Origin of the sequence: Chitinimonas viridis (assembly GCF_030409555.1) — a bacterium.
GTDB classification, from domain to species: Bacteria; Pseudomonadota; Gammaproteobacteria; order Burkholderiales; family Chitinimonadaceae; genus Chitinimonas; species Chitinimonas viridis.
Map to the genome: position 1 here is coordinate 88,590 of NZ_JAUFPU010000010.1, position 25,849 is coordinate 114,438.

General features: G+C 62.6%; 21 protein-coding genes. 16 read left to right on the forward strand and 5 right to left on the reverse strand.

The window, feature by feature from the left end:
- The first annotated feature begins 106 nt into the window (after positions 1 to 106).
- The 4 genes from QWZ03_RS12625 (at position 107) to QWZ03_RS12640 (ending at position 4,509) form a co-directional block, all read left to right on the forward strand.
- Entirely contained in the window at positions 107 to 1,348 is a 1,242-nt protein-coding gene (locus QWZ03_RS12625; protein WP_284198232.1) for an ABC transporter substrate-binding protein, read from the forward strand.
- 201 nt (positions 1,349 to 1,549) lie between these two features.
- Positions 1,550 to 2,461, forward strand: a complete 912-nt coding sequence (locus QWZ03_RS12630; RefSeq protein ID WP_290333045.1) for a carbohydrate ABC transporter permease — start codon at positions 1,550 to 1,552, stop codon at positions 2,459 to 2,461.
- A complete protein-coding gene (locus QWZ03_RS12635) occupies positions 2,454 to 3,326 on the forward strand; it encodes a carbohydrate ABC transporter permease (RefSeq protein WP_308447560.1) in 873 nt (290 codons plus the stop codon). Before QWZ03_RS12630 ends, QWZ03_RS12635 begins: the two co-directional genes overlap by 8 nt.
- A 70-nt stretch (positions 3,327 to 3,396) precedes the next feature.
- Positions 3,397 to 4,509: an ABC transporter ATP-binding protein gene (locus QWZ03_RS12640; RefSeq protein ID WP_290333046.1), complete on the forward strand. Its 1,113-nt coding sequence runs from the start codon at positions 3,397 to 3,399 to the stop codon at positions 4,507 to 4,509.
- 284 nt (positions 4,510 to 4,793) lie between these two features.
- Here the strand turns inward: QWZ03_RS12640 and QWZ03_RS12645 are convergent, their stop codons facing one another.
- Positions 4,794 to 5,450: an amino acid ABC transporter permease gene (locus QWZ03_RS12645; RefSeq protein WP_290333047.1), complete on the reverse strand. Its 657-nt coding sequence runs from the start codon at positions 5,448 to 5,450 to the stop codon at positions 4,794 to 4,796.
- Between the two features lie 88 nt (positions 5,451 to 5,538).
- Positions 5,539 to 6,324 carry a transporter substrate-binding domain-containing protein gene (locus QWZ03_RS12650; RefSeq protein WP_290333048.1) on the reverse strand — a complete coding sequence of 262 codons (786 nt, stop codon included), beginning with the start codon at positions 6,322 to 6,324 and terminating at the stop codon, positions 5,539 to 5,541.
- Positions 6,325 to 6,765: 441 nt separating this feature from the next.
- Here QWZ03_RS12650 and yaaA point away from each other — a divergent pair, with 441 nt between their 5' ends.
- Entirely contained in the window at positions 6,766 to 7,548 is a 783-nt protein-coding gene (yaaA, locus tag QWZ03_RS12655) for a peroxide stress protein YaaA (protein ID WP_290333049.1), read from the forward strand.
- Between the two features lie 4 nt (positions 7,549 to 7,552).
- On the opposite strand, the gene QWZ03_RS12660 is transcribed toward yaaA, so the two are convergent.
- Positions 7,553 to 8,389, reverse strand: a complete 837-nt coding sequence (locus tag QWZ03_RS12660) for a PhzF family phenazine biosynthesis protein (protein WP_290333050.1) — start codon at positions 8,387 to 8,389, stop codon at positions 7,553 to 7,555.
- 108 nt (positions 8,390 to 8,497) lie between these two features.
- Here QWZ03_RS12660 and pcnB point away from each other — a divergent pair, with 108 nt between their 5' ends.
- The 11 genes from pcnB to QWZ03_RS12715 all read left to right on the forward strand — a co-directional run bounded on the left by pcnB (position 8,498) and on the right by QWZ03_RS12715 (position 22,712).
- Positions 8,498 to 9,835, forward strand: coding sequence for a polynucleotide adenylyltransferase PcnB (gene pcnB / locus QWZ03_RS12665; protein WP_290333051.1), 1,338 nt, complete (start codon positions 8,498 to 8,500; stop codon positions 9,833 to 9,835).
- Complete coding sequence (gene folK / locus QWZ03_RS12670; RefSeq protein ID WP_290333052.1) at positions 9,832 to 10,314, forward strand: 2-amino-4-hydroxy-6-hydroxymethyldihydropteridine diphosphokinase; 483 nt, start codon at positions 9,832 to 9,834, stop codon at positions 10,312 to 10,314. The genes pcnB and folK overlap by 4 nt, the downstream gene beginning before the upstream one ends.
- Positions 10,311 to 10,973, forward strand: a complete 663-nt coding sequence (locus QWZ03_RS12675) for a DUF2238 domain-containing protein (RefSeq protein ID WP_290333053.1) — start codon at positions 10,311 to 10,313, stop codon at positions 10,971 to 10,973. Before folK ends, QWZ03_RS12675 begins: the two co-directional genes overlap by 4 nt.
- A gap of 17 nt (positions 10,974 to 10,990) precedes the next feature.
- The gene (locus tag QWZ03_RS12680) at positions 10,991 to 11,629 is read left to right on the forward strand and encodes a deoxynucleoside kinase (protein ID WP_284198242.1); all 639 of its coding nucleotides are present in this window, start codon (positions 10,991 to 10,993) and stop codon (positions 11,627 to 11,629) included.
- A 375-nt stretch (positions 11,630 to 12,004) separates the two neighbouring features.
- On the forward strand, positions 12,005 to 12,796 hold the full coding sequence (gene panB / locus QWZ03_RS12685) for a 3-methyl-2-oxobutanoate hydroxymethyltransferase (RefSeq protein ID WP_290333054.1): 792 nt from the start codon (positions 12,005 to 12,007) through the stop codon (positions 12,794 to 12,796).
- 141 nt (positions 12,797 to 12,937) lie between these two features.
- The gene (panC, locus tag QWZ03_RS12690) at positions 12,938 to 13,774 is read left to right on the forward strand and encodes a pantoate--beta-alanine ligase (RefSeq protein ID WP_290333055.1); all 837 of its coding nucleotides are present in this window, start codon (positions 12,938 to 12,940) and stop codon (positions 13,772 to 13,774) included.
- Entirely contained in the window at positions 13,767 to 14,237 is a 471-nt protein-coding gene (locus tag QWZ03_RS12695; RefSeq protein WP_290333056.1) for a GNAT family N-acetyltransferase, read from the forward strand. Before panC ends, QWZ03_RS12695 begins: the two co-directional genes overlap by 8 nt.
- A gap of 173 nt (positions 14,238 to 14,410) precedes the next feature.
- The gene (hemF, locus tag QWZ03_RS12700) at positions 14,411 to 15,325 is read left to right on the forward strand and encodes an oxygen-dependent coproporphyrinogen oxidase (protein ID WP_290333057.1); all 915 of its coding nucleotides are present in this window, start codon (positions 14,411 to 14,413) and stop codon (positions 15,323 to 15,325) included.
- A 4-nt stretch (positions 15,326 to 15,329) separates the two neighbouring features.
- Positions 15,330 to 16,205: an AEC family transporter gene (locus QWZ03_RS12705; RefSeq protein WP_290333058.1), complete on the forward strand. Its 876-nt coding sequence runs from the start codon at positions 15,330 to 15,332 to the stop codon at positions 16,203 to 16,205.
- 507 nt (positions 16,206 to 16,712) lie between these two features.
- Positions 16,713 to 21,167: a glutamate synthase large subunit gene (gene gltB, locus QWZ03_RS12710; RefSeq protein ID WP_290333059.1), complete on the forward strand. Its 4,455-nt coding sequence runs from the start codon at positions 16,713 to 16,715 to the stop codon at positions 21,165 to 21,167.
- Between the two features lie 132 nt (positions 21,168 to 21,299).
- Positions 21,300 to 22,712 carry a glutamate synthase small subunit GltD family protein gene (locus QWZ03_RS12715; RefSeq protein WP_290333060.1) on the forward strand — a complete coding sequence of 471 codons (1,413 nt, stop codon included), beginning with the start codon at positions 21,300 to 21,302 and terminating at the stop codon, positions 22,710 to 22,712.
- Positions 22,713 to 22,899: 187 nt separating this feature from the next.
- Here the strand turns inward: QWZ03_RS12715 and QWZ03_RS12720 are convergent, their stop codons facing one another.
- Positions 22,900 to 24,843, reverse strand: coding sequence for a transglutaminase TgpA family protein (locus QWZ03_RS12720; RefSeq protein ID WP_290333061.1), 1,944 nt, complete (start codon positions 24,841 to 24,843; stop codon positions 22,900 to 22,902).
- Positions 24,840 to 25,844 (reverse strand): DUF58 domain-containing protein, encoded by a 1,005-nt coding sequence (locus tag QWZ03_RS12725; protein ID WP_290333062.1) that lies wholly within the window; start codon positions 25,842 to 25,844, stop codon positions 24,840 to 24,842. Before QWZ03_RS12725 ends, QWZ03_RS12720 begins: the two co-directional genes overlap by 4 nt.
- Positions 25,845 to 25,849 lie beyond the last annotated feature (5 nt).

Below are 25,849 nucleotides of genomic sequence, written 5' to 3' on the forward strand. Positions count from 1 at the left end.
ACTGAAAACTTACAAAAATCCTTCACAAAGCTTACATGCGTAGTTATATTTCGCTCCAGTCGTGTGCATGACGCAGCCGACCTAATTCAAATAAGGAGTGAGACAGATGCAACCCCGTCGCCTGACCCTGGCATTGGCCGCCGCCTGTGTGCTTTCCCTCCCAGCCTCTGCCGGTACTGTTGAAGTGCTGCACTGGTGGACTTCCGGTGGCGAGGCCAAGTCCGCCGCTGAACTGAAGAAAATGATAGAGGCCAAGGGCCATACTTGGAAGGACTTCGCCGTGGCCGGCGGTGGTGGCGACAATGCCATGACCGTACTGAAGACCCGCGTGGTATCGGGCAATCCGCCCGTGGCTGCCCAGGTGAAGGGGCCTGCCATCCAGGAATGGGCTGCCGAAGGCGTGCTGGCCAATCTGGACGGTGTATCGGCGACGGAGAAGTGGGACACCCTGCTGCCGCCCGTGGTGGCCAATGTGATGAAGTACAAGGGCCATTACGTGGCCGTGCCGGTGAACGTACACCGCGTCAACTGGATGTGGGCCAATCCTGAAGTTTTCAAGAAGGCCGGCGTGCAGCCACCCAAGACCTGGGATGAGTTCCCTGCCGTGGCAGAGAAGCTGCAAAAGGCCGGCTTCATTCCGGTGGCCCATGGTGGCCAGCCCTGGCAGGACAACACGGTATTCGAATCGATCGCTTTGGGTGTGGGCGGTGCCGACTACTACAACAAGGCTTTCGTGAAGCTGGACCCGGCGGCCATCAACAGCGCCACCACCATCAAGGCCTTCGATACCCTGCGCATGGTGCGCAAGTACATGGACAAGGACATGCCGGGCCGCGACTGGAATCTGGCGACGTCCATGGTGATCAACGGCAAGGCTGCCATGCAATTCATGGGTGACTGGGCCAAGGGTGAGTTCGCCGCCGCTGGCAAGAAGCCCGGTACCGATTATCTCTGCCTGGCTGCACCGGGTACGGCCAATGCCTTCACCTTCAATATCGACTCCTTTATCGTCTTTGCGCAGAAGAACAAGGATCTCAAGGCGACTTCCGATTTTGCCTCCACCGTGCTGTCCACGCCTTTCCAGGAAGTGTTCAACCAGAACAAGGGCTCTGTCCCGGTGCGCCTGGGGCACGACATGAGCAAGTTTGACGACTGCGCCAAGAAATCGGCGGCCGATTTCGTGGCTTCCAACAAGTCGGGCGGCCTGGTGCCTTCCTTTGCCCATCAAATGGCCCAGCCATCTGCCGCACAAGGTGCTATCCAGGATGTGGTGTCGAGTTTCATGAACTCGAACATGAGCAGCAAGGATGCCGTTGCCAAGTTGCTGGCTGCTGCCAAGAAGCGCTAAGCGCTGCGCCGCCAGCAGCGCTGGTGTCGTGACGGGTTGCCGTGGGCAAGCGTCCCGCTTTGTCCTGCGGCCAGGCCTGTGCCTGATAAGTACAACAAGCAGTAAATAACTCGCGCCAGCGAGGAGTGAACGCTCCGGCAGGCCTGTACGGCTGCCGGAGTCCCCTACCCGCTGTTTTTCCAACCTGCACAAGGAGACGCCATGACTGCTTCCCGTCAAGGCGCACCCGGTTTTTCGTTAAGCCGGCTCGCCGATGTGATCCTGCCCAAGCTGGTGCTGGCGCCTACGGTGCTGGCCTGCCTGGTCGGCTTTTATGTATTCATAGGTTGGACGGCCTGGTTGTCGTTCACCGAATCCCGCCTGCTGCCACGCTATGAGTGGGCAGGCTTTGTCCAGTATGTCGAGCTGTTCGGCAATGAGCGCTGGTGGGGCGCCATGCAGAACCTGGGCATCTTTGGTGGTCTGTTCATCCTGGTCAGCCTGGCCCTGGGCCTCTTGATGGCCGTGCTGCTGGATCAGAAGATCCGCTTTGAGGGCGCCATCCGTACGCTCTATCTCTACCCCATGGCGCTGAGCTTCATCGTGACCGGCACCGCCTGGAAATGGATATTGAACCCCGGCCTGGGCCTGGAAAAGATGGCGCATGACTGGGGTTTTACCGGCGTCACCTTCGATTGGATCATCAACCCCGACTTCGCCATCTACACCGTGGTCATTGCCGGTGTGTGGCAGTCCTCGGGCTTTGTGATGGCCTTGTTCCTGGCGGGCCTGCGCGGGGTGGACGACAGCATCATCAAGGCGGCACAGATGGATGGCGCCTCACTGCCGACCATTTACACCCGCATCATCATCCCCAGCCTGCGGCCGGTGTTCCTGAGTGCTTTCATGATACTGGCGCACATCGCGGTCAAGAGCTTTGACCTGGTGATGGCTCTGACCGGCGGCGGCCCCGGCTTTGCCACCGATCTGCCGTCCATCTTCATGTACCAGCATGGCTTTACCCGGGGCCAGCTTGGTCTAGGTGCCGCCAGCGCCATGATGATGCTGTTCACTGCCTGCGCCGTGGTCATGCCGCTGCTGTATTCCGAACTGAGGAGGGAGCGTCGTGGCTGATTACCAACAATCCCTGCAGGCAAAGCTCATACGCTTCGGCATCTATGCTGTGCTGGTGCTGATGGCCTTGTGGTATCTGGCACCGTTGTACGTGATGCTGAGCACCAGCTTCAAGACCCTCGATGAAATCCGTGCCGGCAACCTGCTGTCGCTGCCTGGCACCTTCAGCCTGGATGCCTGGAGCGCAGCCTGGTCCACCGCCTGTACCGGGGTGGAGTGTGGCGGCATGAAGAGCTATTTCGCCAACAGCCTCAAGATGATGATACCGGCGGTGCTTATCTCCACCCTGGTGGGGGCCTTCAATGGCTACATCCTGTCGATGTGGCGATTCAAGGGCTCGGACATGTTCTTCATGGCCTTGCTGATTGGCACCTTCCTGCCCTTCCAGGTGGTGATACTGCCCATGGCCCAGGTGCTGGGCTGGCTGCAGCTGGAGAACAGTACCGGTCGGCTGGTGCTGGTGCATGTGATCTACGGCCTGCAGTTCACTACGCTGTTCTTCCGTAACTACTACGTGACAGTGCCGGGCGAACTGGTCAAGGCAGCGCGCATAGACGGCGCGGGTTTCTTCCGCATCTTCTTCAAGATACTGCTGCCCATCTCGGTGCCCACCATCATGGTGTGCCTGATCTGGCAGACCACGCAGATCTGGAACGACTACCTGTTCGGCGTGGTGTTCAGCTCGGGCGAGGGCCAGCCCATGACGGTGGCGCTCAACAACCTGGTGAACACCAGTACCGGTGTGAAGCAATACAACGTGGACATGGCCGCCGCCATCATCGCGGCCTTGCCTACCCTGCTGGTGTACATGGTAGGCGGCAAATATTTTGTGCGCGGGCTGACTGCCGGCGCGGTAAAGGGCTAACCGAGGACAGGCAGGCGGTGCCGGCACCCTGCCCAGGCGCCCTACCTGCCCAACCTTGCGGAGAATCGACATGGGCGCACTCAGCATACGCAACGTCAAGAAGAGCTTTGGCAACACCCACATACTCAAGGGCATAGACCTGGAGATAGAAAAGGGCCAGTTCCTGATCCTGGTCGGCCCCTCTGGCTGTGGCAAATCCACCCTGCTTAATATGATCGCCGGCCTCGACGACATTACCTCCGGCGAGATTGCCATCGGTGACCGGGTGGTCAACAAGCTGTCACCCAAGGATCGCGACATCGCCATGGTGTTCCAGAGCTATGCGCTGTATCCCAATATGACGGTGCGCAAGAATATCGCCTTTGGCCTGGATATCCGCAAGGTGCCCAAGCCCGAGCAGGAGGAAATCATCGCCAGGGTGGCCAAGACCCTGCAGATAGAGCACCTGCTTGACCGCAAGCCCATGCAGTTGTCGGGTGGCCAGCGCCAGCGTGTGGCCATGGGCCGGGCGCTGGCCCGCAACCCCACCCTGTTTCTGTTCGATGAGCCGCTCTCCAACCTTGATGCCAAGCTGCGGGTGGAGATGCGCTCCGAGATCAAGTTGCTGCACCAGCGCTTGGGCACGACCATCGTGTATGTGACCCACGACCAGATCGAAGCGATGACCCTGGGCGACCGCATTGCCGTGATGAAGGATGGCGAAGTGCGCCAGTTCGGCTCGCCCCAGCAAATCTACGATGCCCCGGCTGATCTCTATGTGGCAGGCTTTATTGGTTCGCCATCGATGAACTTCATCCCGGTGCAACTGCGCGAGGAGGATGGCCATGCTGTGGTGGAGCTGGACAATGGCCGTGCCGTGCAGAAGGTCAGGCTGAGCCCCATCAGCGACAGCCAGCGGGCCTTTGTGGGCAAGCAGGTGGTTTTGGGCATACGGCCGGAACAACTGACTGACCCCGAAAGCGCCCACAGCGAGCACGGCAATCTGCAGACCCTGCAGGCCACCGTGGCCATCACCGAACCGACCGGCCCCGATACCCTGGTGACCGTCACCTTCAATGGCATCAAGACGGTTGCTCGCTGCCATCCCCGCGCAGCTGGCGCGCCCGGCCAGCAGGTGGAGCTGACACTGGACCCCACCAAGGCGCTTTTGTTCGATCCGACTAGCGAGAAACGCCTAGCCTGATTACTACCGTGTTTTACTTAGGGTCTCACTTCGGGGGCGCATCGCAAGGTGCGCCCGTTTTTTTGGTGGGAGTCCTGCGGCGCGTGGTGCAGGCTATGCGGTGCTGGGCGAGGAGCCTGCTCCGCAATGTCTGGCGTGCTTGCTGCTGGGTTCAGACCTGACGCGAATCAGCTTCAACGTTACGAAGCCGAAGCAGGGTGTGAGGCGCTGTGCTCCAGGGGGTAGCGTATGGCGATAAGTCCCGCTTCGGTTTGTACCCAAGTATTTGAGTTTTGCCACTTTGCCTAATAGGCGCGCGCTAGTTTTTGCTCCAGCTTGCGTTGCAGTCGCTCCAGCAGGGCGCTCAAGGCCCAGTAGATGGCGGCGGCGGCCAGGTAGAGCGGCAGTGGCTGGAAGGTGGTGGAGATCAGCTCCTTGGTGGCCAGCATCAACTCGGTGACGGCGATGACCGATACCAGCGAGGTGTCCTTGATCAGGCTGATCAGGGTGTTGCCCATGCTGGGCAGGGCCAGGCGCAAGGCTTGGGGGGCGATGATGTAGCGCAGGCTTTGGGCCCGGCCGAACCCCAGGCTGCTGGCGGCTAGCCACTGTCCCTGCGGCACGCCGTTGATGGCGCCCCGCAGGCTTTCGGCCAGGTAGGCGCCGGCATTCAGGCTGAGCGCCAGCACGCCGGCGGTGAGCGGCTCGAACTGTAGGCCGACGCTGGGCAGGCCGTAGTAGATGACGAATACCTGCACCAGCAGCGGCGTGCCCCTGAAGGCGCTGACATAGGTATCAAGCAGGTATTGCAGCCAGCGTGGCCCCAGCAGGCGCAGGGTGGCGACGATGCTGGCCAGCAGCAGGCCGCCCACCATGGCTGACAGGGCAAAGACCAGGGTCCAGCCGGTGGCCTTGAACAGGATGGGTGCGGCGTCCAGCAGCAGGGTGTAAAGCTCAGTCATCGTGGTAGGGTGTTCCATTCAATGGCAGGCGGCCGCCAACCTGTCGGTTGCGGCCGCCGTGCTGTGCCAGCGCTGCTACAGCATAGTATCAACTGGCGTTCAGTGGCCGGCTGACATCGCGTTCAAAGTACTTGATCGATATCTTGCGGAAGGTGCCATCTGCCTTGATATCGGCCAGGGCCTTGTCGAGCGCCGCGCCAAACCGTGGGTTGCCCTTGAGATAAGGGATGGCACTGCCTTCAACCGAGCCGACACCCGCGCCACCCTTGAGCGGCAGCTTGGCCTGCTTGACCAGATAGGGTACCAGCAGGCTGTCGTTCAAGGCGGCATCCACCCGGCCCAGCGCCAGGTCCTGCAGGTATTCGGCGGCGCTGGGGTAGGTCTTGACCTCGACACCCTCGACGGCCTTGGCCAGGTCGGCATAGTTGCTGCCTTGGCCTACGCCCAGCTTCTTCCCTTTCAGGTCGGCCAGACTCTTGAACTGGCGCTTTTCGTCCTTGCGCACGATCAGCTGGGCGCTGGAGAGGGTGTAGGGCTGGGTGAAGTCGAAAATCTCCCGCCGCTTGTCGGTGGCGGATACCTGGTTGACGATCACATCGTATTTACCTGCCTGCAGGCCGGCCAGGATGCCACTCCATTCGCTGGTGATGAACTCGGGCTTGAGCCCCAGTTTTTGCGCCAGGGCACGGCCGATCTCCACATCGAAGCCATCCAGCTCGCCCTTGGTATTCTTGAAGTTGAAGGGGGGGTAAGTGCCTTCCAGGGCGATTTTCAGCGTGCCGCGCTGCTTCACGGTATCGAGCAGGTCGGCAGCGCCGGCGGTAGCGGCCAGGGCGACAGCCAGCAGGGTGGTAAGGAAAGTGCGCTTGTTCATATGCTGTCCTCTCTAGGGGGTGGCAGGGATATATCAAGAATCAAGATGTTCGGGCCTTGCGGTAAGCGGTGCCTGACTGTGCTGGCCAAGCATAAGGGGTATCTTAAACTGTACAAAAAGTTATATTGAATGAATTTTTAATTCGTTTTGTGAATATCAAATCTGGCCGATGCTACATCCCAGGTGCTGCATCGGCACCCAGCCAGAACAGCGACGCTAGCGGCCCGGGTACTGTCAGAAAGATTAGCCCAGTTTGCGAGCGCAAGATCACCTACCGCGTTGGGGAGCGCGGCATCTCCTCCCGGTCCCGTCACTCCTGGGGCCGGGAGGGGCAGGTGACCCAGGGCCAGCCTGGGAGCCTGGGGGGTGCTTGGGGATTCGCGCCGCATGGCTGGCCGGCCGCAGGTAAAATGCGGTTTTCGCCCCGATTGCTGCCTGCCCATGCTGTTTGTCATCTCGCCTGCCAAGACCCTCGATTACGATACCCCTGCCCATATAGCCAAGTTCACCAAGCCTGCCTTTACAGAGCAATCGGCCGAGCTGATTGCCTTGCTGCGCCAGAAGACGCCGGCTGAGATCGGTAGCCTGATGGACATCTCCGAGCCACTGGCTGCGCTCAATGTCTCACGCTACCAGGCTTGGCGGCCGCGCTATACCGCCCACAACAGCAAGCAGGCGGTACTGGCGTTCATGGGTGACGTCTACGAGGGCCTGGATGCGGCCAGCCTGGATGCGGCTGACCTCGATTACGCCCAGCAGCATCTGCGCATCCTGTCAGGCTTGTACGGGGTATTGCGACCGCTGGATCGTATGCAGGCCTACCGGCTGGAGATGGGGACGCGGCTGGCCAATCCGGCGGGCAGCAATCTGTACGCCTTCTGGGGCGACCGCATTACCGAGGCCTTGAACAAGGAGCTGGCCCACGACAAGCCAGCCGTGCTGGTCAATCTGGCCAGCGACGAGTACTTCAAGTCTGTCCGGCCCCGCCACCTGAAGGCCAGGCTGGTGGAGTGCGTGTTCGAGGACCGCAAGGGCGAGCAGTACAAGATCATCAGTTTCTACGCCAAGCGGGCCCGCGGCCTGATGGCGCGCTATGCCCTGACGCGCCGCATCAGCACGGTGGACGGGCTGCGTGATTTTGATGTGGAAGGCTATCGCTACGAGGCGGCACTCAGCCAGGAAGACCGGCTGGTATTCCGTCGCGATGCGCCGCCTGCGCGTTGATGCGCTACCAGTGCAGCTCGCCGCGCCCTAGCTCCACCACCCGTCCTCCCACGTAGATGCGCTGGTCGGCGATCTGCAGGCGCAGCACATTGGGGCGGCCCATGGCAGTGCCCTGGCGTATGGTGGCGTTCAGCGCTGCACCACCCTGGGTAGCCAGCCACCAGCCGCCCAGGTTGGCGGCGGCAGAGCCGGTGCCTGGGTCTTCGCTGATGCCGGTATCGGGCGTCCAGAAAAAGCGTGATTCGAAACCCTCGTCGGTGCGGGCAAACACATAGACCTTGGCTTTGCCGTCGGCATTGGTGCAGTAGCGGCGTATCAGTTCGCTGTCGGGCCGGCAGGCCTGTACTGCCGCCACCGAGTTGAGCTGCAATATGGGCTGTTCGTTGCCACAGCTCACCCACAGGCCAGGGCCGGCGATGGCTGATGCCGGCAGGCCCAGCATGGCGGCCAGCTGCGTGGAGCTGGCCTCCAGCGGGCGGTTGACCGGTGGCATGGCTTGCAAGGTCCAGCGATCACCGTCTGCCAGGACCGGGATGAGGCCGGCCTGCATCTCCAGCGTGATGGCGTCGCCTGTGCCCAGCAAGGCTCTGACCACCTGGGCGCTACCCAGGGTAGGGTGGCCAGCGAAGGGCATCTCATACCCTGGGGTAAAGATACGCACCCGGGCAGTGGCCTGGGTGGAGGGCAGGATAAAAGTGGTTTCTGACAGGTTGAACTGGCGCGCAACCAGTTGCATTTCAGCATCGGACAGGCCACTGCCATCCTCGATCACCGCCAGGGGATTACCGCCGAATGGGGTCTCGGCAAACACGTTCAGCAGGCGATAGCGTATTGCGGGCATCAAACACTCCTTGGCAAGGTGTCCAGGGGACAAAATAGTTCTTCACAGGCGAGAGCACGCTTGGCCGTATAATCGGGCTTCCCGAAGCGCTAACCCTCGAATAACACAATGATTCGCAAACTGATCGGTCGCGTACTCAAGCTTAAGAAGCGTCATGGCGGCGGCCGCGTGGTAATCCCCCTCAAGCGCCACGGCATACGCCGTAACCGCTTGCCTTCCTTTGCCCTCAAGACCACGGATCAGCTGCAGGCAGCTGGCTACGAGGCCTTCATTGTGGGCGGTGCCGTGCGCGATCTCTTGCTGGGCAAGGATCCCAAGGATTTCGATGTGGCCACCAATGCCACGCCAGAAGAAGTCCACAAGGTGTTCCGCCGCTCACGCATCATCGGCCGCCGGTTCCGGCTGGTACATGTACTGTTCGGCGACGAAGTGGTGGAAGTGTCCACTTTCCGGGGCAGTGGCGAATCGTTGACCGACGAAGCCGGCCGCATCATTCGCGACAATACCTGGGGTAGCCAGGAGGATGATGCCAAGCGCCGTGACTTTACCGTGAATGCGCTGTTCTACGACCCGAACCGGGAAGAGATCATCGATTACCACGGCGGCGTGGCCGATATCGAGAAAAAGCGCATGACCATGATAGGCACGCCGGCCGTGCGCTACCGGGAAGACCCGGTGCGCATGCTGCGTGCGGTGCGCCTGGCTGCCAAGCTGGGGCTCAGCATCGATGCCGATACCCGCAAGCCCATACGCGAGCTGGCCTCGCTGCTGGAGAATGTGCCATCCTCACGGCTGTTCGACGAGATGCTCAAGCTGCTGTTCAGCGGCCAGAGCTGGGCCTGCCTGATGCAGCTGCGTGACGAAGGGCTGCATCATGGCTTCTTCCCGCTGCTGGACAAGATGATGAAGGCCCCCCAGGGCGAAGCTTTCCTGCGCAATGCGCTGGAGAATACCGACCGCCGCATACGCGAGGACAAGCCGGTCTCGGCAGGCTATGTGTTTGCCGCCTTGCTGTGGCTGGAAGTGCTGGATAACTGGGACAAGCGCAAGCAGGCCGGCGAAAAGGCCATGCTGGCCCTGTTCTCGGCCATCGATGAAGTCGAGGCTGTGCAGGAAGAAAAACTGGCCATTCCACGCCGCTATGGCACTGCCATGAAGGAAATCTGGACCCTGCAGCCGCGCTTCGAGCAGCGTAGCGGGATCAAGCCTTTCCGTCTGCTGGAGAACCCGCGCTTCCGTGCCGGCTATGATTTCCTGTGCTTGCGCGCCTCGGTGGGTGAGGTGGACAAGGAGCTGGCCGATTGGTGGACGACCTTCCAGCAAGCCGATAGCCAGGCGCGCGAGGCCATGCTGGTGCGTCCGCAAGCGGGCGAGGGTGCCAACAAGAAGCGCCGGCGTCGGCGCAGTGGTGGCAAGGGTGAGGCCGCGGCGGATAGCGCCCAGTGAGTACCCTTGCCTATATCGGCCTGGGCGCCAACTTGGGCGACGCGGCCGCCACGCTGGATGAGGCCATGCAGCGCTTGGGCAGCCTGCCCGGCACCCGGCTGCTGCTGCGATCCTCGCTCTACCGCAGCGCCCCTGTGGGCTATCTTGATCAACCGGACTTCACCAACGCGGTGGCCGCCATCGAGACCGAGCTGGCGCCGCATGCGGTGCTGGATGGCCTGCTGGCCATTGAGCAGCATTTCGGTCGCCAGCGCAGCTTCCGTAACGCACCGCGTACGCTGGACATGGACCTGCTGCTGTATGGCGACACGGTGTGTCACGACGACAGGCTGACCCTGCCGCATCCGCGTATGGCGGCGCGGGGTTTTGTCATGCTGCCCCTGCTGGAGATAGCACCGACCATACAGATACCCGGACTGGGGGATGGCGCTGCCCTGTTGGCGAAGCTGGATACCTGCGATCTGGAGAGGCTGGCATGAGTGGCAAGCGCAGCCTGATGGGCATGACGCTACTGGTATTCGGGCTCAGCTGGCTATACCCCCTTTGGCCACGCGAGCAGGCCTTGCACAGCAGCCTTACGGTGGTCGGGCTGATACTGTTGTACTGGCATGATAGGCGTGCGGCAATGACGGTCCGGGCTTATGCCCTGGTGTGCCTGTTTATTGCAGCGCACTGCCTGGCGGCGCGCTGGCTCTATTCGAATGTGCCGTACGACCGCTGGATGGACGCCATGTTCGGCTGGTCGCCAGGACAGGCTTGGGGCGTGACGCGCAACCATACCGATCGTCTGATCCACCTGCTGTACGGCGTTTGCCTGACACCTGCCCTGGTGGAGTGGCTGGCTCGGCGCCATGCCATCGCCTGGCGGCCGGCCGCGCAACTGGCGGTGTTGCTGGTGGTGGCCAGCAGTGTGGCCTATGAATGGTTTGAGTGGCTGATTGCCATTACGCTGTCACCGCAGGATGCCGAGTCCTACAACGGGCAGCAGGGTGATATGTGGGATGCTCACAAGGATATGTTGCTGGCGACGATAGGGGCACTGTGCTGGTGGCCTTTCTATCGACACCATGAGGAAACGGGGTATACCCGCAGATTGGCGCCTACAGTGGGCGGTGCGCGGGTACTTGCAGCCAAGTGATACCAGGAGAGCTGGGCATGGGTTTGGAGCGTTACCGTTATATCGTCGTGGAAGGCCCCATAGGCGTAGGCAAAACGACCTTGGCCCGCAAGCTGGCCGAGCGCCTTGAATCCAATCTCCTGCTGGAGGATCCGGATGCCATTCCCTTCCTGCCCAAGTTCTACCAGGACATGCAGCGCTATGCGCTGCCCACCCAGCTGTCGTTCCTGTTCCAGCGGGTGGAGCAGGTGGAGAGCCTGACCCAGATAGACCTGTTCGGCGGCCAGACTGTGGCGGATTTCCTGTTCGACAAGGATCCGCTGTTCGCCGAGCTAATACTGAGCGACGATGAATTCCGGCTGTATGCCGACATCTACCGCCACCTGCGGGTGAGGGCGGCGACGCCCGATCTGGTGATCTACCTGCAAGCCGACGTCGATACCCTGATCAGCCGTGTACAGAGCCGCTCGCGTGACTATGAGGCCAAGATACCCGATGGCTATCTGCGGCGGTTGACCGAGCGTTACAGTCGCTTCTTCTATGACTATACCGAGGCGCCGGTGCTGAGCGTCAATACCGAGAATCTCAACCTGGCCGGCAATAGCGACGATTTTCAGCTACTGCTGGACCGTATTGCCGGCATGCGTAGCGCACGCGAATACTTCAACAAGGCCTAGCGGGCTGCCGGCCATGATGGGCCGAGGTTGAGTGATGCCTTGGGTTTGGGCTATTGTTGCGCCGCATCGAAAGCGTGCGCGCCTGGCGGCAGGCCATTGAAGCGACTTAAATGCTTGAATCGGCAGGCTGGACAAGATGGCGTTGACAGCCGACACTAGGCAAGCAAGCGCTTGATTGCAACTTGGTGGTGCATGGCAGCAGCCCGAAAGGGGCTGCAGGGTGTTGCCCTAAGCCCCTGTTTTCAACATGGTATCTAATGCCATGCGCGAAGCGGCGGGGGTGGCGGAGCAGGCCCGTATGTTGCGCCGCTGCAAACCTAATTTATTGCGCCCTGCCTTACCCAGGTGGGGCGAGCAGCCCAAGGACGTAAGCCTATGAAGATCACCGTATCCACGCTACAGAAGCTCAAGCAGGAAGGGCAGAAGATCACCATGCTGACCTGCTACGACGCCAGCTTCGCCAGCATGATGGCCGATGCCGCAGTGGAAGTGCTGCTGGTCGGCGATTCGCTGGGCATGGTGATACAGGGCGAAAGCTCGACCCTGCCGGTCAGCCTGGAGCAGATGGTCTACCACACCCGTTGTGTGGCCAAGAATGCCAAGCAGTCGCTGGTGCTGGCTGATCTGCCGTTTGGCGCCTACCAGGCCAGCCCGCAGCAAGCCTTTGAGGCATCGGCCCGGCTGATGGCGGCCGGCGCCGAGATGGTCAAGCTGGAAGGCGGCGAGTACATGGCGGAGACGGTGCAATTTCTGGTGCAGCGAGGTATTCCGGTATGCGCCCATATCGGCCTCACCCCCCAATCGGTACATATGTTTGGCGGCTTCAAGGTGCAAGGCAAGACCGATGCGGGCGCCGAGCAACTGAGACGCGATGCCAAGGCGCTGGAAGCGGCTGGTGCCGCCATGGTGCTGATGGAGATGGTGCCGGCGACCTTGGCCCGCGAAATCACCGAGAGCCTGCATGTGCCGACCATAGGCATAGGCGCCGGTGTCGACGTCGATGGCCAGGTGCTGGTGGTCTATGACATGCTGGGCGTCTATCCCGGCAAGAAGGCCCGCTTCGTGAAGAACTTCATGCAGGGCGTCACCAGCATCCATGGCGCCATCGAAGCCTATGTGCGCGAGGTCAAGGGCAAGACCTTCCCTGCGCCTGAACACACGTTCTGATAGTTCCATAGGCTGGCAAGCCTGGCTGTCAGCCATGCCTGGAACTTCCCAACCAACTTGCCTGGCATGCACTGGCGAGGGCCTGGCGAACGGGGTTTGCCTGGCCTGCCCTTAACGCACTTTCTACAGTCCACCGATATCATGCAGATATTCACTACCGTTGCTGAATTCAGGGCCTGGCGCAAAACTGCCGGCCAGGTTGCTTTCGTGCCCACCATGGGCAACCTGCACGAGGGCCATATCTCCCTTTGCCAGGCCGCCAAGGCGCGGGGTGGCAAGGTGGTGGTATCCATCTTCGTGAATCCGCTGCAGTTTGGGCAGGGCGAAGACTTCAACACCTATCCGCGGACCTTCGAGGCAGATTGCGACAAGCTGGTCGCTGCCGGCGTGGATGCATTGTTCCACCCCACGGTGGATCAGCTCTACCCGCGCACCGAGCAGCAATACAAGGTGGAACCGCCAGCCATACAGAATGAGCTGTGCGGCCAGTTCCGCCCTGGTCATTTCCGTGGCGTCGCCACCGTTGTGACCAAGCTGTTCAATATCGTCCAGCCTGATGCCGCCATGTTCGGCAAGAAGGACTATCAGCAGCTCAAGGTGATTGAGGGCATGGTGGCCGACCTCGATATGCCCATCGAGATTGTGCCGGTGGACACCGGCCGCGCCGGCGATGGCCTGGCGCTGTCCTCGCGCAATGGCTATCTCACCGCCGAGGAGCGGGCTGAGGCGCCCAGGCTCTATCGCAATCTGATGGCCATCAAGACTGCGCTGGAGGCGGGTGCCACAGATTTTGTGAAGTTGACCGAAGCGGCGCGGGCAGACCTGGAGAACCACGGCTGGCGCGTGGATTACGTGGAAATACGTGACCAGCAAAGGCTGGAGCATGCCCGCCCTGGTGACCGCGAGATGGTGGTGCTGGGCGCTGCACGGCTGGGCAAGCCCAGGCTGATAGACAACCTGGAGGTAACGCTTGGCTGAATCCGCCTTTGTGCTGAGCCGCCTGGCGACAGCCGATAGCGCTTGTGTGGCGGCGTTGACCGCCGTGTTCCTGGCCAGCCGCCGGCAGGCCATGCCCTGGCTACCGGAGCTGCATGGCGAGGCGGAGACCCAGGCCTATCTGGCGGGGCTGCCGGCGGAGCAGCATGTTTGGCTGGCGCACGACGCGGCGGGCTGCCTGGCAGGCTTTGTCAGCTTCGATGCGCATTGGGTACACCACCTGTATTTGGCGCCCGTAGCGCAGGGGCAGGGTTTGGGTGCGCAGTTGCTGGGCCAGGCGCTGGCCGATGGCCAACCGCGCCAGCTTTGGTGCTTTGCGGCCAATCTGAGAGCGCGACGGTTCTACCAGGGCCAGGGCTTTGTGCAGATCGATGCGACGGACGGCGCGGGCAACGAGGAACGTACCCCTGATGTGCTGCTGCAGCACCCGGGCGGCGGGATATAGCACTGTCGGCCGAGCAGGCGCTGCGCAACTGGTGCTATAGCCCAGCCCGGCAGCACATGCCAGACGCGCAGCAGCAGGTCATACGGCAAGCTTGCACACCGGCTGCGGCGGGGTTGGCTGGCGGCGCTTATTGATAGAAGTGGCCCTATGCGGCCGGATATAGAACAGACACCATGAATACCAGCCCCATCAAAGACTATTTTCTCGATCTGCAACAACGCATCGTGAGTGCCATGGAGGCGGCCGACGGGCAGGCCTTCCTGCGCGATGAGTGGACCCGGCCGGCCGGCGGCGGTGGCATCAGCCGCCTGCTGGAAGGGGGCGAGCTGCTGGAGCGCGGTGGGGTGGGATTCAGCCATGTGATGGGCGACCAGCTGCCGCCATCTGCCAGCGCACACCGGCCTGAACTGGCAGGGCGCGCCTGGGAGGCCATGGGCGTGTCGCTGGTGTTCCATCCGCGCAATCCCTATATCCCTACCGTGCACATGAATGTGCGGATGTTCCGGGCCTACCAGGCCGGTGAGCCCGATGTGTTCTGGTTTGGGGGCGGCATGGACCTGACGCCCTATTACGGCTTCGAGGAAGATGCCATGCATTTCCATGCCACCTGCCGCGACGCTCTGCAGGCTTCAGGCGACGACAAATACCCGCGCTTCAAGCAATGGTGCGATGAGTATTTCTTTCTCAAGCACCGCAACGAGCCACGGGGCATAGGCGGTGTGTTCTATGACGACTTTGCCGAACTGGGCGAAGCGGGCAGCTTTGCCATGACGCGCGCCGTGGGCGACGCCTTCCTGGCGGCCTACCTGCCTATCGTCGAACGCCGCCGGCAGATGGCCTACGGCCCGCGCGAGCGTGACTGGCAGGCCTACCGTCGAGGCCGCTATGTCGAATTCAACCTGGTCTGGGACAGGGGTACGCTGTTTGGCTTGCAATCGGGGGGGCGTACCGAGTCCATCCTGATGTCGCTGCCGCCGGTGGTGAACTGGCGCTACGACTACCACCCCGAGGCAGGTAGCGCGGAGGCGTCGCTGCTGAGCGACTTCCTGACAGGGCGTGACTGGCTACAAACGGTTTTGCCGAGCTAGGAGCATGCTGCTTCGCATTCTTGCCATCATCACCCCGGTACTGCTGATCGTGCTGGTGGGTTACCTCTATGCCCGCCGCCACAAGCCTGATCTGGCGGCCATGAATACCCTCACCATCGAGTTGCTGGCGCCCTTGCTGGTGTTCTCGGGGTTGACCTCGCGCGATTTTGACCTGCTGGCCAACCGCTGGTTGCTGCTGGGGGGCGCGCTGGTGGTGTTTGGCTCGGGGGGGCTGGCCTGGCTGGTGGCACGCTGGCGGCGTTGGGATGTGCGTACCTTTGTGCCGCCCATGATGTTCGGCAATACCGCCAATATGGGCCTGCCGCTGGCTGTGCTGGCATTTGGCCCGGCTGCCTTGCCACCGGCGGTGGCCCTGTTTGTCATGACCAATATGCTGCACTTCACGGTGGGCACCCGCATGGTCAACCCGGGCGCCTCGCTGGGGGCCATGTTGCGCAGCCCCATGATACTGGCCTCGCTGGCGGGCATAGCCTGCAACCTGGCGGGCATGCACCTGCCGGAGTGGCTGTCGCTGCCCATCAAGCTGCTGGGTGAGGCGGCCATTCCACTGATGCTGTTTGCCCTGGGTGCACGCATGCTCGATATCAGCCTGGCCGGTTGGCGGGTAGGCATAGTCGGGGCTGCGCTGGGGCCCTTGGCCGGCCTGGCCGTGGCCTGGCTGGCGGCGCAACTGCTGCCCTTGCAGGGCATGGCGGTGAGCCAGCTCTATGTGTACGCGGCACTGCCACCAGCCGTCATGAATTTCATGATTGCCGAGCGCTACCAGCAGGAGCCGGACAAGGTCGCCTCCATCGTGCTGTTGGGCAATGTGGCCAGCCTGCTGTTCGTGCCCTTGGGTCTGGCACTGGCGTTGGCGTAATGTCCTGGGCAACTTGTCCATACATTGCCGTAATCCCGGATTGTGTCCATGTTGTCGTGGCCAGAGCACTACATGAGGGCCGATGTCGCGCTTTCGTAATAATCTGTCGATGTGTTGAAAATATTTGACAGTTATATTGACGTAAGTTGTTGATTAAAAACAATTCGTGCGGCGCACAAAACCATTGCGCCGGCCGCCCTCGCTCCGCTAGAATCGTTCAAGCCTGTCAGAACCTCACTTGGTTCGGCAGGCTTTGTTTTCGAAGCGCTTGGACGGCTGTTTCCGCCATCCTCTCCGCAGTTGCCTCCCCATGCCGCGACACCCGCGCGGCACCCGCCGCCCGGCAGAGTGACCCTCGCCGGGCCGGCCGCAACGCCACACCAGCGTGTTTCCACGCCGGCCGGAACCAAGCGCCACTCCCCAAAAAAAGGGGCCGCGTCAGCATGTTGCCGCCACAAGCGGCTCGCATGAACGAATGCCGCCCCGCTCGCGTACGGGTAATACGACATGGATGACAGACAGCGCCGCCTTGACGGCACGCTTTACCGACCCAGCTTCGAGCAGGATTCCTGCGGCTTTGGCTTGATCGCCAACATGGACGACAAACCATCGCACTGGCTGGTTTCGACCGCGATTTCCTCGCTGGCCAACCTCACTCATCGTGGCGCAGTCGCGGCGGATGGCAAATCGGGTGATGGCTGTGGCCTGCTGTTCCGCAAGCCCGACAGCTTCCTGCGTACCGTGGCCAAGGAGAAGGGCCTGGAGCTGCGTAGCCATTACGCCGCCGGCCTGGTATTCCATAGTGCCGATCTGGAACTGGGCAAGCAGTCGCTGGCCACCCTGAAGGCGCAGCTTGAAGAGCAGGGCCTGGAAGTGGCCGGCTTCCGTACCGTGCCGACCGATACCCGTGCCTGTGGCGCCTATGCGCTCAAGACCCTGCCGGCCATTGCCCAGGTCTTCGTCAACTGCCCGCCGCATATGGATGCTGCCAGCTTCGAGCGCCGCCTCTATATCGGCCGTCGTCTGGCCGAGAAGGCCAATGGCGGCGATAGCAGCTTCTATATACCCACGCTGTCGGCCCACACCATTTCGTACAAGGGCCTGGTGACGCCCGAAAACCTGCCGGTGTTCTTCCCCGACCTGCAGGACGAACGCTTCACCGCCTCGCTGGCGGTGTTCCACCAGCGTTTCAGCACCAATACCTGGCCTCAGTGGAAGCTGGCACAGCCTTTCCGCTATGTGGCCCATAACGGCGAGATCAACACCATCTCGGGCAACCGCTCCTGGGCCCGCGCCCGCGAGGCCATCATGGCTTCGCCGCTGATTCCGGATATGGATGCCATCCGCCCCATCGTGCAGACCGATGGCTCGGACTCCATGAGCCTGGACAATATGCTCGAAGGCCTGCTGATGGGCGGCATCGATTTCTTCCGCGCGCTGCGCCTCTTGGTACCGCCGGCCTGGCAGAACGTGGACAGCACCGACAAGGAGCTGCGGGCCTTCTACGAATACAACTCCATGCATATGGAGCCGTGGGACGGTCCTGCCGGCATCGTGCTGACCAACGGCCGCTACGCTGGCTGCATGCTGGACCGCAATGGCCTGCGCCCGGCCCGTTATGTGCTGACCCGCGACCGCCATTTCACCATCTCGTCCGAGATCGGGGTGTGGAACTACAAGCCCGAGGATGTGGTGAAGAAGGGCCGTGTGCGGCCCGGCCAGATCATTGCCGTGGACTTGCAGTCGGGCCAGTTGCTGTTGCCGCATGAGATCGACCAGAAACTGAAGTCTGCCCACCCCTACCGGCGCTGGATCAAGCAGTACGCCAACCGGCTGGAGCTGAGCATGGACGAGGACAGCGGCCGGCCTGAGCTGTCGCGCGAGCAGCTCAATGTGTTCCAGAAGCAGTTCCAGGTGTCGTTCGAGGAGCGCGACGCCGTGATACGGGTGCTGGCCGAGGATGGCCAGGAGGCTGTCGGCTCCATGGGTGACGACACCCCCATGGCCGTGCTGTCGCAACGGGTGCGTTCGCCCTATGATTTCCTGCGCCAGCAGTTTGCCCAGGTGACCAACCCGCCCATCGACCCCATACGCGAAGCGGTGGTGATGTCGCTGAACACGGTGTTCGGCTCCGAGAAGAATATCTTTGAAGAGACGGCCGACCACGCCAAGCGGATCGAAGTAAGCAGCCCGGTGCTCAGCTTCGAGAAGTTCAAGCTGCTGACCGGACAGACCGATGAGCAGTTCCGTTCGCAGAGCTTTGACCTGAGCTACGACCCGGCCAGCACCAATCTGGCGGATGCCCTGGCTGCCCTGGCCGAGGCGGTGGTGGCAGCCTCGCGTAACGGCATTGCCATCGCCGTGCTGAGCGACCGCAACCTCAGCCGCGACCGTCTGGCCATCCATGCGCTGTTTGCCACCGGCGCGGTGCATACCGCCCTGGTCAATGCGGGCCTGCGCTGCAAGACCAACCTGCTGGTGGACACCGCCACGGCGCGCGACCCGCATCACTTTGCCTGCCTGATTGGCTATGGCGCGACGGCAGTGCATCCCTACCTGGCTTATGAGGTGATCGCCGACCTGATCGCTGGCGGCCAGGTGACCGACCGCCAGTCCGAGGCCATGAGCAAGTACCGCAAGGGCATCAACAAGGGCCTGCTCAAGGTGCTGTCCAAGATGGGCATCTCCACCGTGGCGTCCTATCGCGGCGCACAGCTATTCGAGGCCGTGGGCATCGCCGACGAGATCGTCGAGCGCTGCATGCCCTTTACCGTCAGCCGTGTCGGTGGGGCGGGGTTTGCCGATTTCGAGGCCGACATGAAGGCCTTGCACAAGCTGGCGTTCAACCCCATGCGGCCGATTTCGCAAGGGGGGCTGCTCAAGTATGTGTTCGGCGAGGAATATCACGCCTACAACCCCGATGTGGTGATGCAGCTGCAGAAGGCCGTGCAGAACGGCGACTATGCCGAGTACCTGCGCTATGCCGAGCTGGTGAACACCCGGCCGGTAGCCATGCTGCGCGACCTGATGCAGTTGAAGCTGGCAGGCGCCACCCCCATTCCCTTGGATGAGGTCGAACCGCTGGAGGCCATACTCAAGCGTTTCGACTCGGCCGGCATGTCGCTGGGTGCCCTGTCGCCCGAGGCGCACGAGGCCTTGGCCGAGGGCATGAACCGCCTGGGCGGGCGTTCCAATAGCGGCGAGGGTGGCGAAGACCCGGCGCGCTATGGCACAGCCAAGATGTCCAAGATCAAGCAGGTGGCGTCTGGCCGCTTTGGCGTGACCCCGCATTACCTGGTGAATGCCGAAGTGCTGCAGATCAAGGTGGCACAGGGCGCCAAGCCCGGCGAGGGTGGCCAGCTGCCGGGCGACAAGGTCAGCGGCCTGATTGCCCGCCTGCGCCACGCCAAGGAAGGCATCAGCCTGATCTCGCCGCCGCCGCACCACGATATCTATTCCATCGAGGATCTGGCCCAGCTGATTTTTGACCTCAAGCAGGTCAACCCCAGTGCGCTGGTCTCAGTGAAGCTGGTGGCGGAGCCTGGTGTCGGCACCGTGGCGGCTGGTGTGGCCAAGGCCTACGCTGACCTGATTACCATCTCGGGCTACGACGGTGGTACCGGCGCCTCGCCGCTGAGCTCGGTGAAGTATGCTGGTTCGCCCTGGGAGCTGGGTTTGACCGAAGCCCAGCAGGTACTGCGCGCCAACGGCCTGCGTGGCCGGGTGCGGGTGCAGACCGACGGTGGCCTCAAGACCGGCCTGGATGTGATCAAGGCCGCCATCATGGGAGCCGAGAGCTTTGGCTTCGGTACCGGCCCCATGGTGGCGCTAGGCTGCAAGTTCCTGCGTATCTGCCATCTCAACAACTGCGCGACCGGGGTGGCCACGCAGGAGATCAAGCTGCGCTCCAAGTATTTCATCGGCCTGCCCGACATGGTGGTGAACTACTTCACCTTTATCGCCCGCGAGACCCGCGAGTGGATGGCCAAGCTGGGCGTGCGGTCCATGGCCGAACTGATAGGCCGTACTGAGCTGCTGGAGTTGCTGGAAGGCGAAAGCACCCGCCAGGGCCAGCTGCGGCTGGATGTGCTGTTGAGCCAGGGTGGCATACCCGAGGATGAGCCGCGCTATTGCATTAGCGAGGGCAACCCCAGCTTCGACAAGGGCGAGCTGGCCGAGAAAATGGTCAAGGACGCCCTGGCGGCCATCAGCAGCAAGACACCGGTCCAGCTGGAGTACGCGGTACGCAATATCAACCGCTCCATCGGTGCCCGCCTCAGTGGCGAGATTGCCCGCCAGCATGGCGCCGAGGGTTTGCCTGCAGGCTGCCTGGATATCCAGCTTAAGGGCTCGGCCGGCCAGAGCTTTGGCGTATGGAATGCCAAGGGCCTGCACCTGACGCTGGAAGGCGATGCCAACGACTATGTGGGCAAGGGGATGAATGGCGGCCGCCTGGTGATCTACCCACCGGCAGGTGTGATGTATCAGCCGCACGAAGGCACCATCATCGGCAATACCTGCCTGTATGGCGCAACCGGCGGCGAGCTGTTTGCCTCTGGCCTGGCCGGCGAGCGCTTTGCCGTGCGCAATTCCGGCGCGCTGGCGGTGGTGGAGGGCCTGGGCGACCATGGCTGCGAATACATGACGGGCGGCTGTGTCATTGCCCTGGGCCAGACCGGGCTGAATTTTGGTGCCGGCATGACGGGTGGCTTTGCCTTCGTCTACGACCGCGACGAGAAATTTGCCTATCGCTACAACAATGAGCTGATCGATATCCATCTGATCAACGGCGAAGCCATGGGCCAGTACCGTGCCTTCCTCAAGGAGAAGATCGAACAGCACGTTGCCCTGACCGGCTCGGTAATTGGTGCGCAGATCCTGGAAGACTTCGACGACTACGTCGATTACTTCTGGCTGGTCAAGCCCAAGGCGGCCAGGCTCGATAGCCTGCTGAAAGACTAAGTGTGAGGGGCGGGGCCGGTATGGCGGGATGAGACACCGCATGCCTACCACGCTCTGTGAAGATCAAACGATGCGCAAGCGCCTGCGGGCCGACCCCGCCAGCCTTGCCCATCCCACCTCACGAGGCATCACATGGGTGACGTATTCAAGTTTTTGAACCTGCCGCGCGATCCTGGCCAGAAGTTCGAGGCGGCGTTCCGCCGCAGCAAGTTCATCGAGATCTACGCGCCGCTGCAGAAAAGCGACGCCGCCGAACAGGCCGGCCGCTGCCTGAGCTGTGGCAATCCCTACTGCGAGTGGGAGTGCCCGGTGCACAACTACATCCCCAACTGGCTCAAGCTGGTGGAGGAAGGGCGCTTGTTCGAGGCCGCCGAGCTGAGCCACAAGACCAACTCCCTGCCCGAGATCTGCGGCCGCGTCTGCCCGCAGGACCGTTTGTGTGAGGGGGCTTGCACCCTGAACCAGGGCGGCTTCGGTGCCGTCACCATAGGCTCGGTCGAGAAGTACATCACCGACGAGGCCTACAAGCAGGGCTGGCGGCCGGATATGTCGCAGGTGATCAAGACCGACAAGCGCGTCGCCATCATCGGTGCCGGCCCGGCGGGCCTGGCAGCGGCCGATATGCTGGTGCGCAATGGTGTGGCACCAGTGGTGTTCGATCGCTACGAGGAAATCGGCGGCCTGCTGACCTTTGGTATTCCGGAGTTCAAGCTGGAGAAGGATATCGTCCGCCGGCGCCGCACCATATTGGAGGACATGGGGGTGGAGTTCCGCCTCAATACCGAGATCGGCACCGATATCGCATTCGAGAGCCTGCTGGCTGACTACGATGCCGTCTTCATGGGCATGGGTGCCTACCAGTACATGAAGGGCGGCTTCCCCGGCGAGCAACTGCCGGGCGTGATCGAGGCGCTGCCTTTTCTGGTCAACAACATCCGCCATCGCATGGCCACCCTGCCGGAGGGCGAAAGCCATCTGAGTATGGAGGGCAAGCGGGTGGTGGTGCTGGGTGGCGGCGATACCGCCATGGACTGCAACCGCACCAGCATACGCCAGGGCGCTGCCAAGGTGATCTGCGCCTATCGCCGCGACGAAGCCAATATGCCCGGCTCCAAGCGTGAAGTGGCCAATGCCAAGGAAGAAGGGGTGGAGTTCCTGTGGAACCGCCAGCCTGTCGAGATCGTGCGCTTGAATGGCAAGCTGGGTGTAAAGCTGGTCACCACCCAGCTGGGCGAGCCCGACGCCAAGGGCCGTCGTGCGCCTGTCATCGTGGCAGGCTCGGAGGAAATCATAGAGTGCGACCATGTCATCGTCGCCTTCGGCTTCCAGGTCCAACCCGAGCCCTGGTTTGAGGGGAATGGCATCCGGACCGACGAGCGCGGCCGCACCCTGGCCCGCGAGAAGCAGACCTTCAAGCACCAGACCAGCAATCCCAAGGTGTTTGCCGGCGGCGACCAGGTACGGGGCGCTGACCTGGTGGTGCGCGCGGTGTTCGAAGGCCGGCAGGCGGCGGAAGGTATGTTGGCTTATATGGGAGTGTGGTGACTGCACGCCAATGGATAAAGCGGCACGGGTTAACCGTGCCGTTTTTTTTGGGGGCGAACAGCAGTAGCCATGCTGCTGTATCGGTGCGGTGCAAGCCGGAGCCTGCCTGGATGCTTTGATGACCGGGACTGCCGCGTGCCTCTCTTGGTACACCGGTATCGATGAATGAAGGCAGGTGGATTTACTGCTACCGGCCAAACCCCACCACCCGCTGTTTCAGTTGCTCCAGCCCGCCACCACTGCCGTAGCGCGCAGCCAGATAACCGTCGAGGATGGCCTGTATCTCGGTTTTGCGGTGTGGCAGCCGGGCCATGGCGCGGTGGGCGAAGTCGCGGGGGCCTTCGGCCCTGGCGGGTACCAGGTCGTAGGCGGCTAGCCTGCGGCAGAAGCTGTCCCACAGCTGGCGTGCGGCATCGGGCTTGGGCGGGCGCATGCGCCAGAGTAGCCAGCCGGCGATCAGGGCGATGCAAAGGCCGATGCTGCCCAGGAAAACGGCCACGAACTTGCCCGAAAGCAGGTCGGTGATACCCAGCCGTTTCAGGACCTGCCGCTGGCGTTCCGGGGTATAGCCTATGACCCACTGGTTCCAGCCGTTGACCATGCTGTCCAGCGCCAGTTGTGCCCGCTTGACCAGATTGTTGTCCAGCCGCAGCAGATAGGGCAGGTCGGAGTCGTTCACGGCCGATGCCAGGCCTTCTTCGATACGCGAGGGGGCCACGGCAAAGGTGGGGTCTACCCGCTGCCAGCCCTGGCCTTCGAGCCAGACCTCTGCCCAGGCGTGGGCATCGGCCTGGCGGACGATCAGGTAGTCGCCGTTTTCCTCGCCGCCCTGATAACCGCCCACCACCCGGGCCGGGACGCCAGCGGCCCGCATCATGAAGACGAAGGCCCCAGCAAAGTGTTCGCAAAAGCCCTGCTTGCCGCCGTAGACAAAGTCGTCAACCGCATTGCTGCCATATAGCGGCGGGGCCAGGGTGTATTGCAGGCCCTGGCCGGTAAACAGCTGCAACACGGCGTCGACCCGTGCCTGTGGCGGCAGAGTGCGCCAGGCTGCAGCCTGCTGGCGCGCCCTGGGGTTGCCTTCTTCGGGCAGTACCAGGGCACGGGCCAGCATGGCCTCGTCTTCGTCCACGCCGGCTCGGTATTGCAGGTAAGCCGACAGTTCCAGCCGCAGGCGCTTGCTGACCTGGCGGCGGCCGACCAGTTGCAGTTGGTCGGACATGCGGCCTTCGTCCGGCACCATGGCAGGCATGTCCAGGGCCAGCAGCCAGGGGCGCTGGTGGGGCTCCAGCGTGATGGCATAGCGTAGCGGCGGCTGGGTGCCGCCTTCTATGCGGGGCGAGGTGGTGGCATTGGGTGGGCTTTGGGTCCAGGTCCTGCCGTCGTAATCGAGGAATACCGGGCCGCGCCAGTACAGCAATTCCTGGGCGGGGCGCTCGCCTTCGAAGCTCACCCGGAAGGCGACCGAGTCGTCCTTGGACATATTCGAGAAGCTGCCGGGCGACATGCTGTCGGCCAGGCCTGAGCGTATGCTGCCGCGATCCTGCGGCAAGCGCCACAGCGGCCCTTCGATACGCGGGAAGAAGACGAACAGCAGGGCCATGACGGGCAGGGCCTGCAGCATCAGCACGCCGGCAAAGCGTGCCTGTTTGAAGGCTACCCGCCATTGGCCGGTCCAGCCGCCCAGGGTGTGCCAGCCTATCAGCAGGGTGGTGATGATCAGTACCATGGCGCACAGATAGGCGGCCAGGGTCATGGTCTGGTCGAACAGCAGGTTGGTCACCACCAGAAAGTAGCCGAGGTAGACCAGGAGCAGGGCATCGCGGCGGCTACGGGTCTCCAGCAGCTTGGCGCCTATCAGGGCTGCGAACAGGGCTATGCCGCCGGTACGGCCCAGCAGGGTGCGGAATTCGATGAAGACACCGACTATCAGGCCGAAGGTGATGGGCAGCAGCACCCATTTGGGCGGCATGCGCCCCTGGGTGCGGATCAGCCAGATGCGCCAACCGAACAGAATGGCCAGGGCGCCCAGCAGCCAGTTGGGCAGGCGGCCGGCGTGCGGCAGCAGCAGGCCGGTCAGTACCGCCAGCAAGGCCAGTATCTGGGTACGGTCCAGCCGGTCCGGGTTCATGTGGCCTCCCGTATGCCGTGCAGTGCCAGTGCTGCCAGGCAGGCATCGCGATGGGCTTCGCCCTGGTCTGCCGCCAGCACTTCGCCCGGCAGGCGCAAGCCATAGGCCAGGCCGGCGGCATGGGCGGCCAGGACCCAGGCGGTAAGGCGGGAAAGGCGCGCCTCGGCGTCGATCAGGCCGGATGCCGCGTCCCAGTCCAGCCAGAGGGCCTCTGCGGCCTGGCCGTGGAATTCCTTGACCATCAGCGCATCGTCACGCGCCGCAACCTTCCAGGCCACATGCCGTGGCGAGTCGCCGCGCTGGAACGGCCGCAGACCAGCAAAGTCGTCCTGGCCGCGCGGGGTAAGGGTGCCTTCACCGTCTCCGGTGGCGGCCATGGGCAGGGGAGGCGGGTCGTTCTCCGGTTTTGGGTAGACCAGGGCCCGTTGGCTGAAGAAGGCATAGGACCAGGCCTGGAATACGCCCAGCGGCCAATGGGTTTCTATCCGTAGCCTAGGGGCCACCAGCCAGCCGCGCTTGCTTGCCGACAGTGGCAGCCAGACTCTCGCGGTATCACCGGGGGCGACATCACTGGCTTCGACCAGGCCCTCGAAGCGCAGGCCAAGGTTGTGCCGGGGTAGGCGGCTGTCATTTTCCAATATCACTTCAAAGCGTGCCACCTCGCCGGCAAAGCAGGGGTCTGCCCTGCCGGGCATGAGGCTCAGGCCCAGCAGGTTGCGGAAGGTATGGAATACCGAGGCCAGCGCCATCGAGGCCAGCAGGAAGACCAGCAGGTAGGCCAGTGCCAGATCGTAGTTGATGGCACCGCCCAGCATGGCCACCAGCATGATGCAGAACACCAGGCCGCTACGGCTGAGAAAGATGTAAACGCGGTTCTGGGTCAGCCGCTGCGCCACGATGCCGTGTGGATGGCGCCGTTGCAGCCAGCGGTTCCAGCGCTGCTGCAAGGGGGCGAGCAGGCCAGCCAACCAGGTGCGGCGGGGGGGAGGTGCTGGGTGCATGGCTT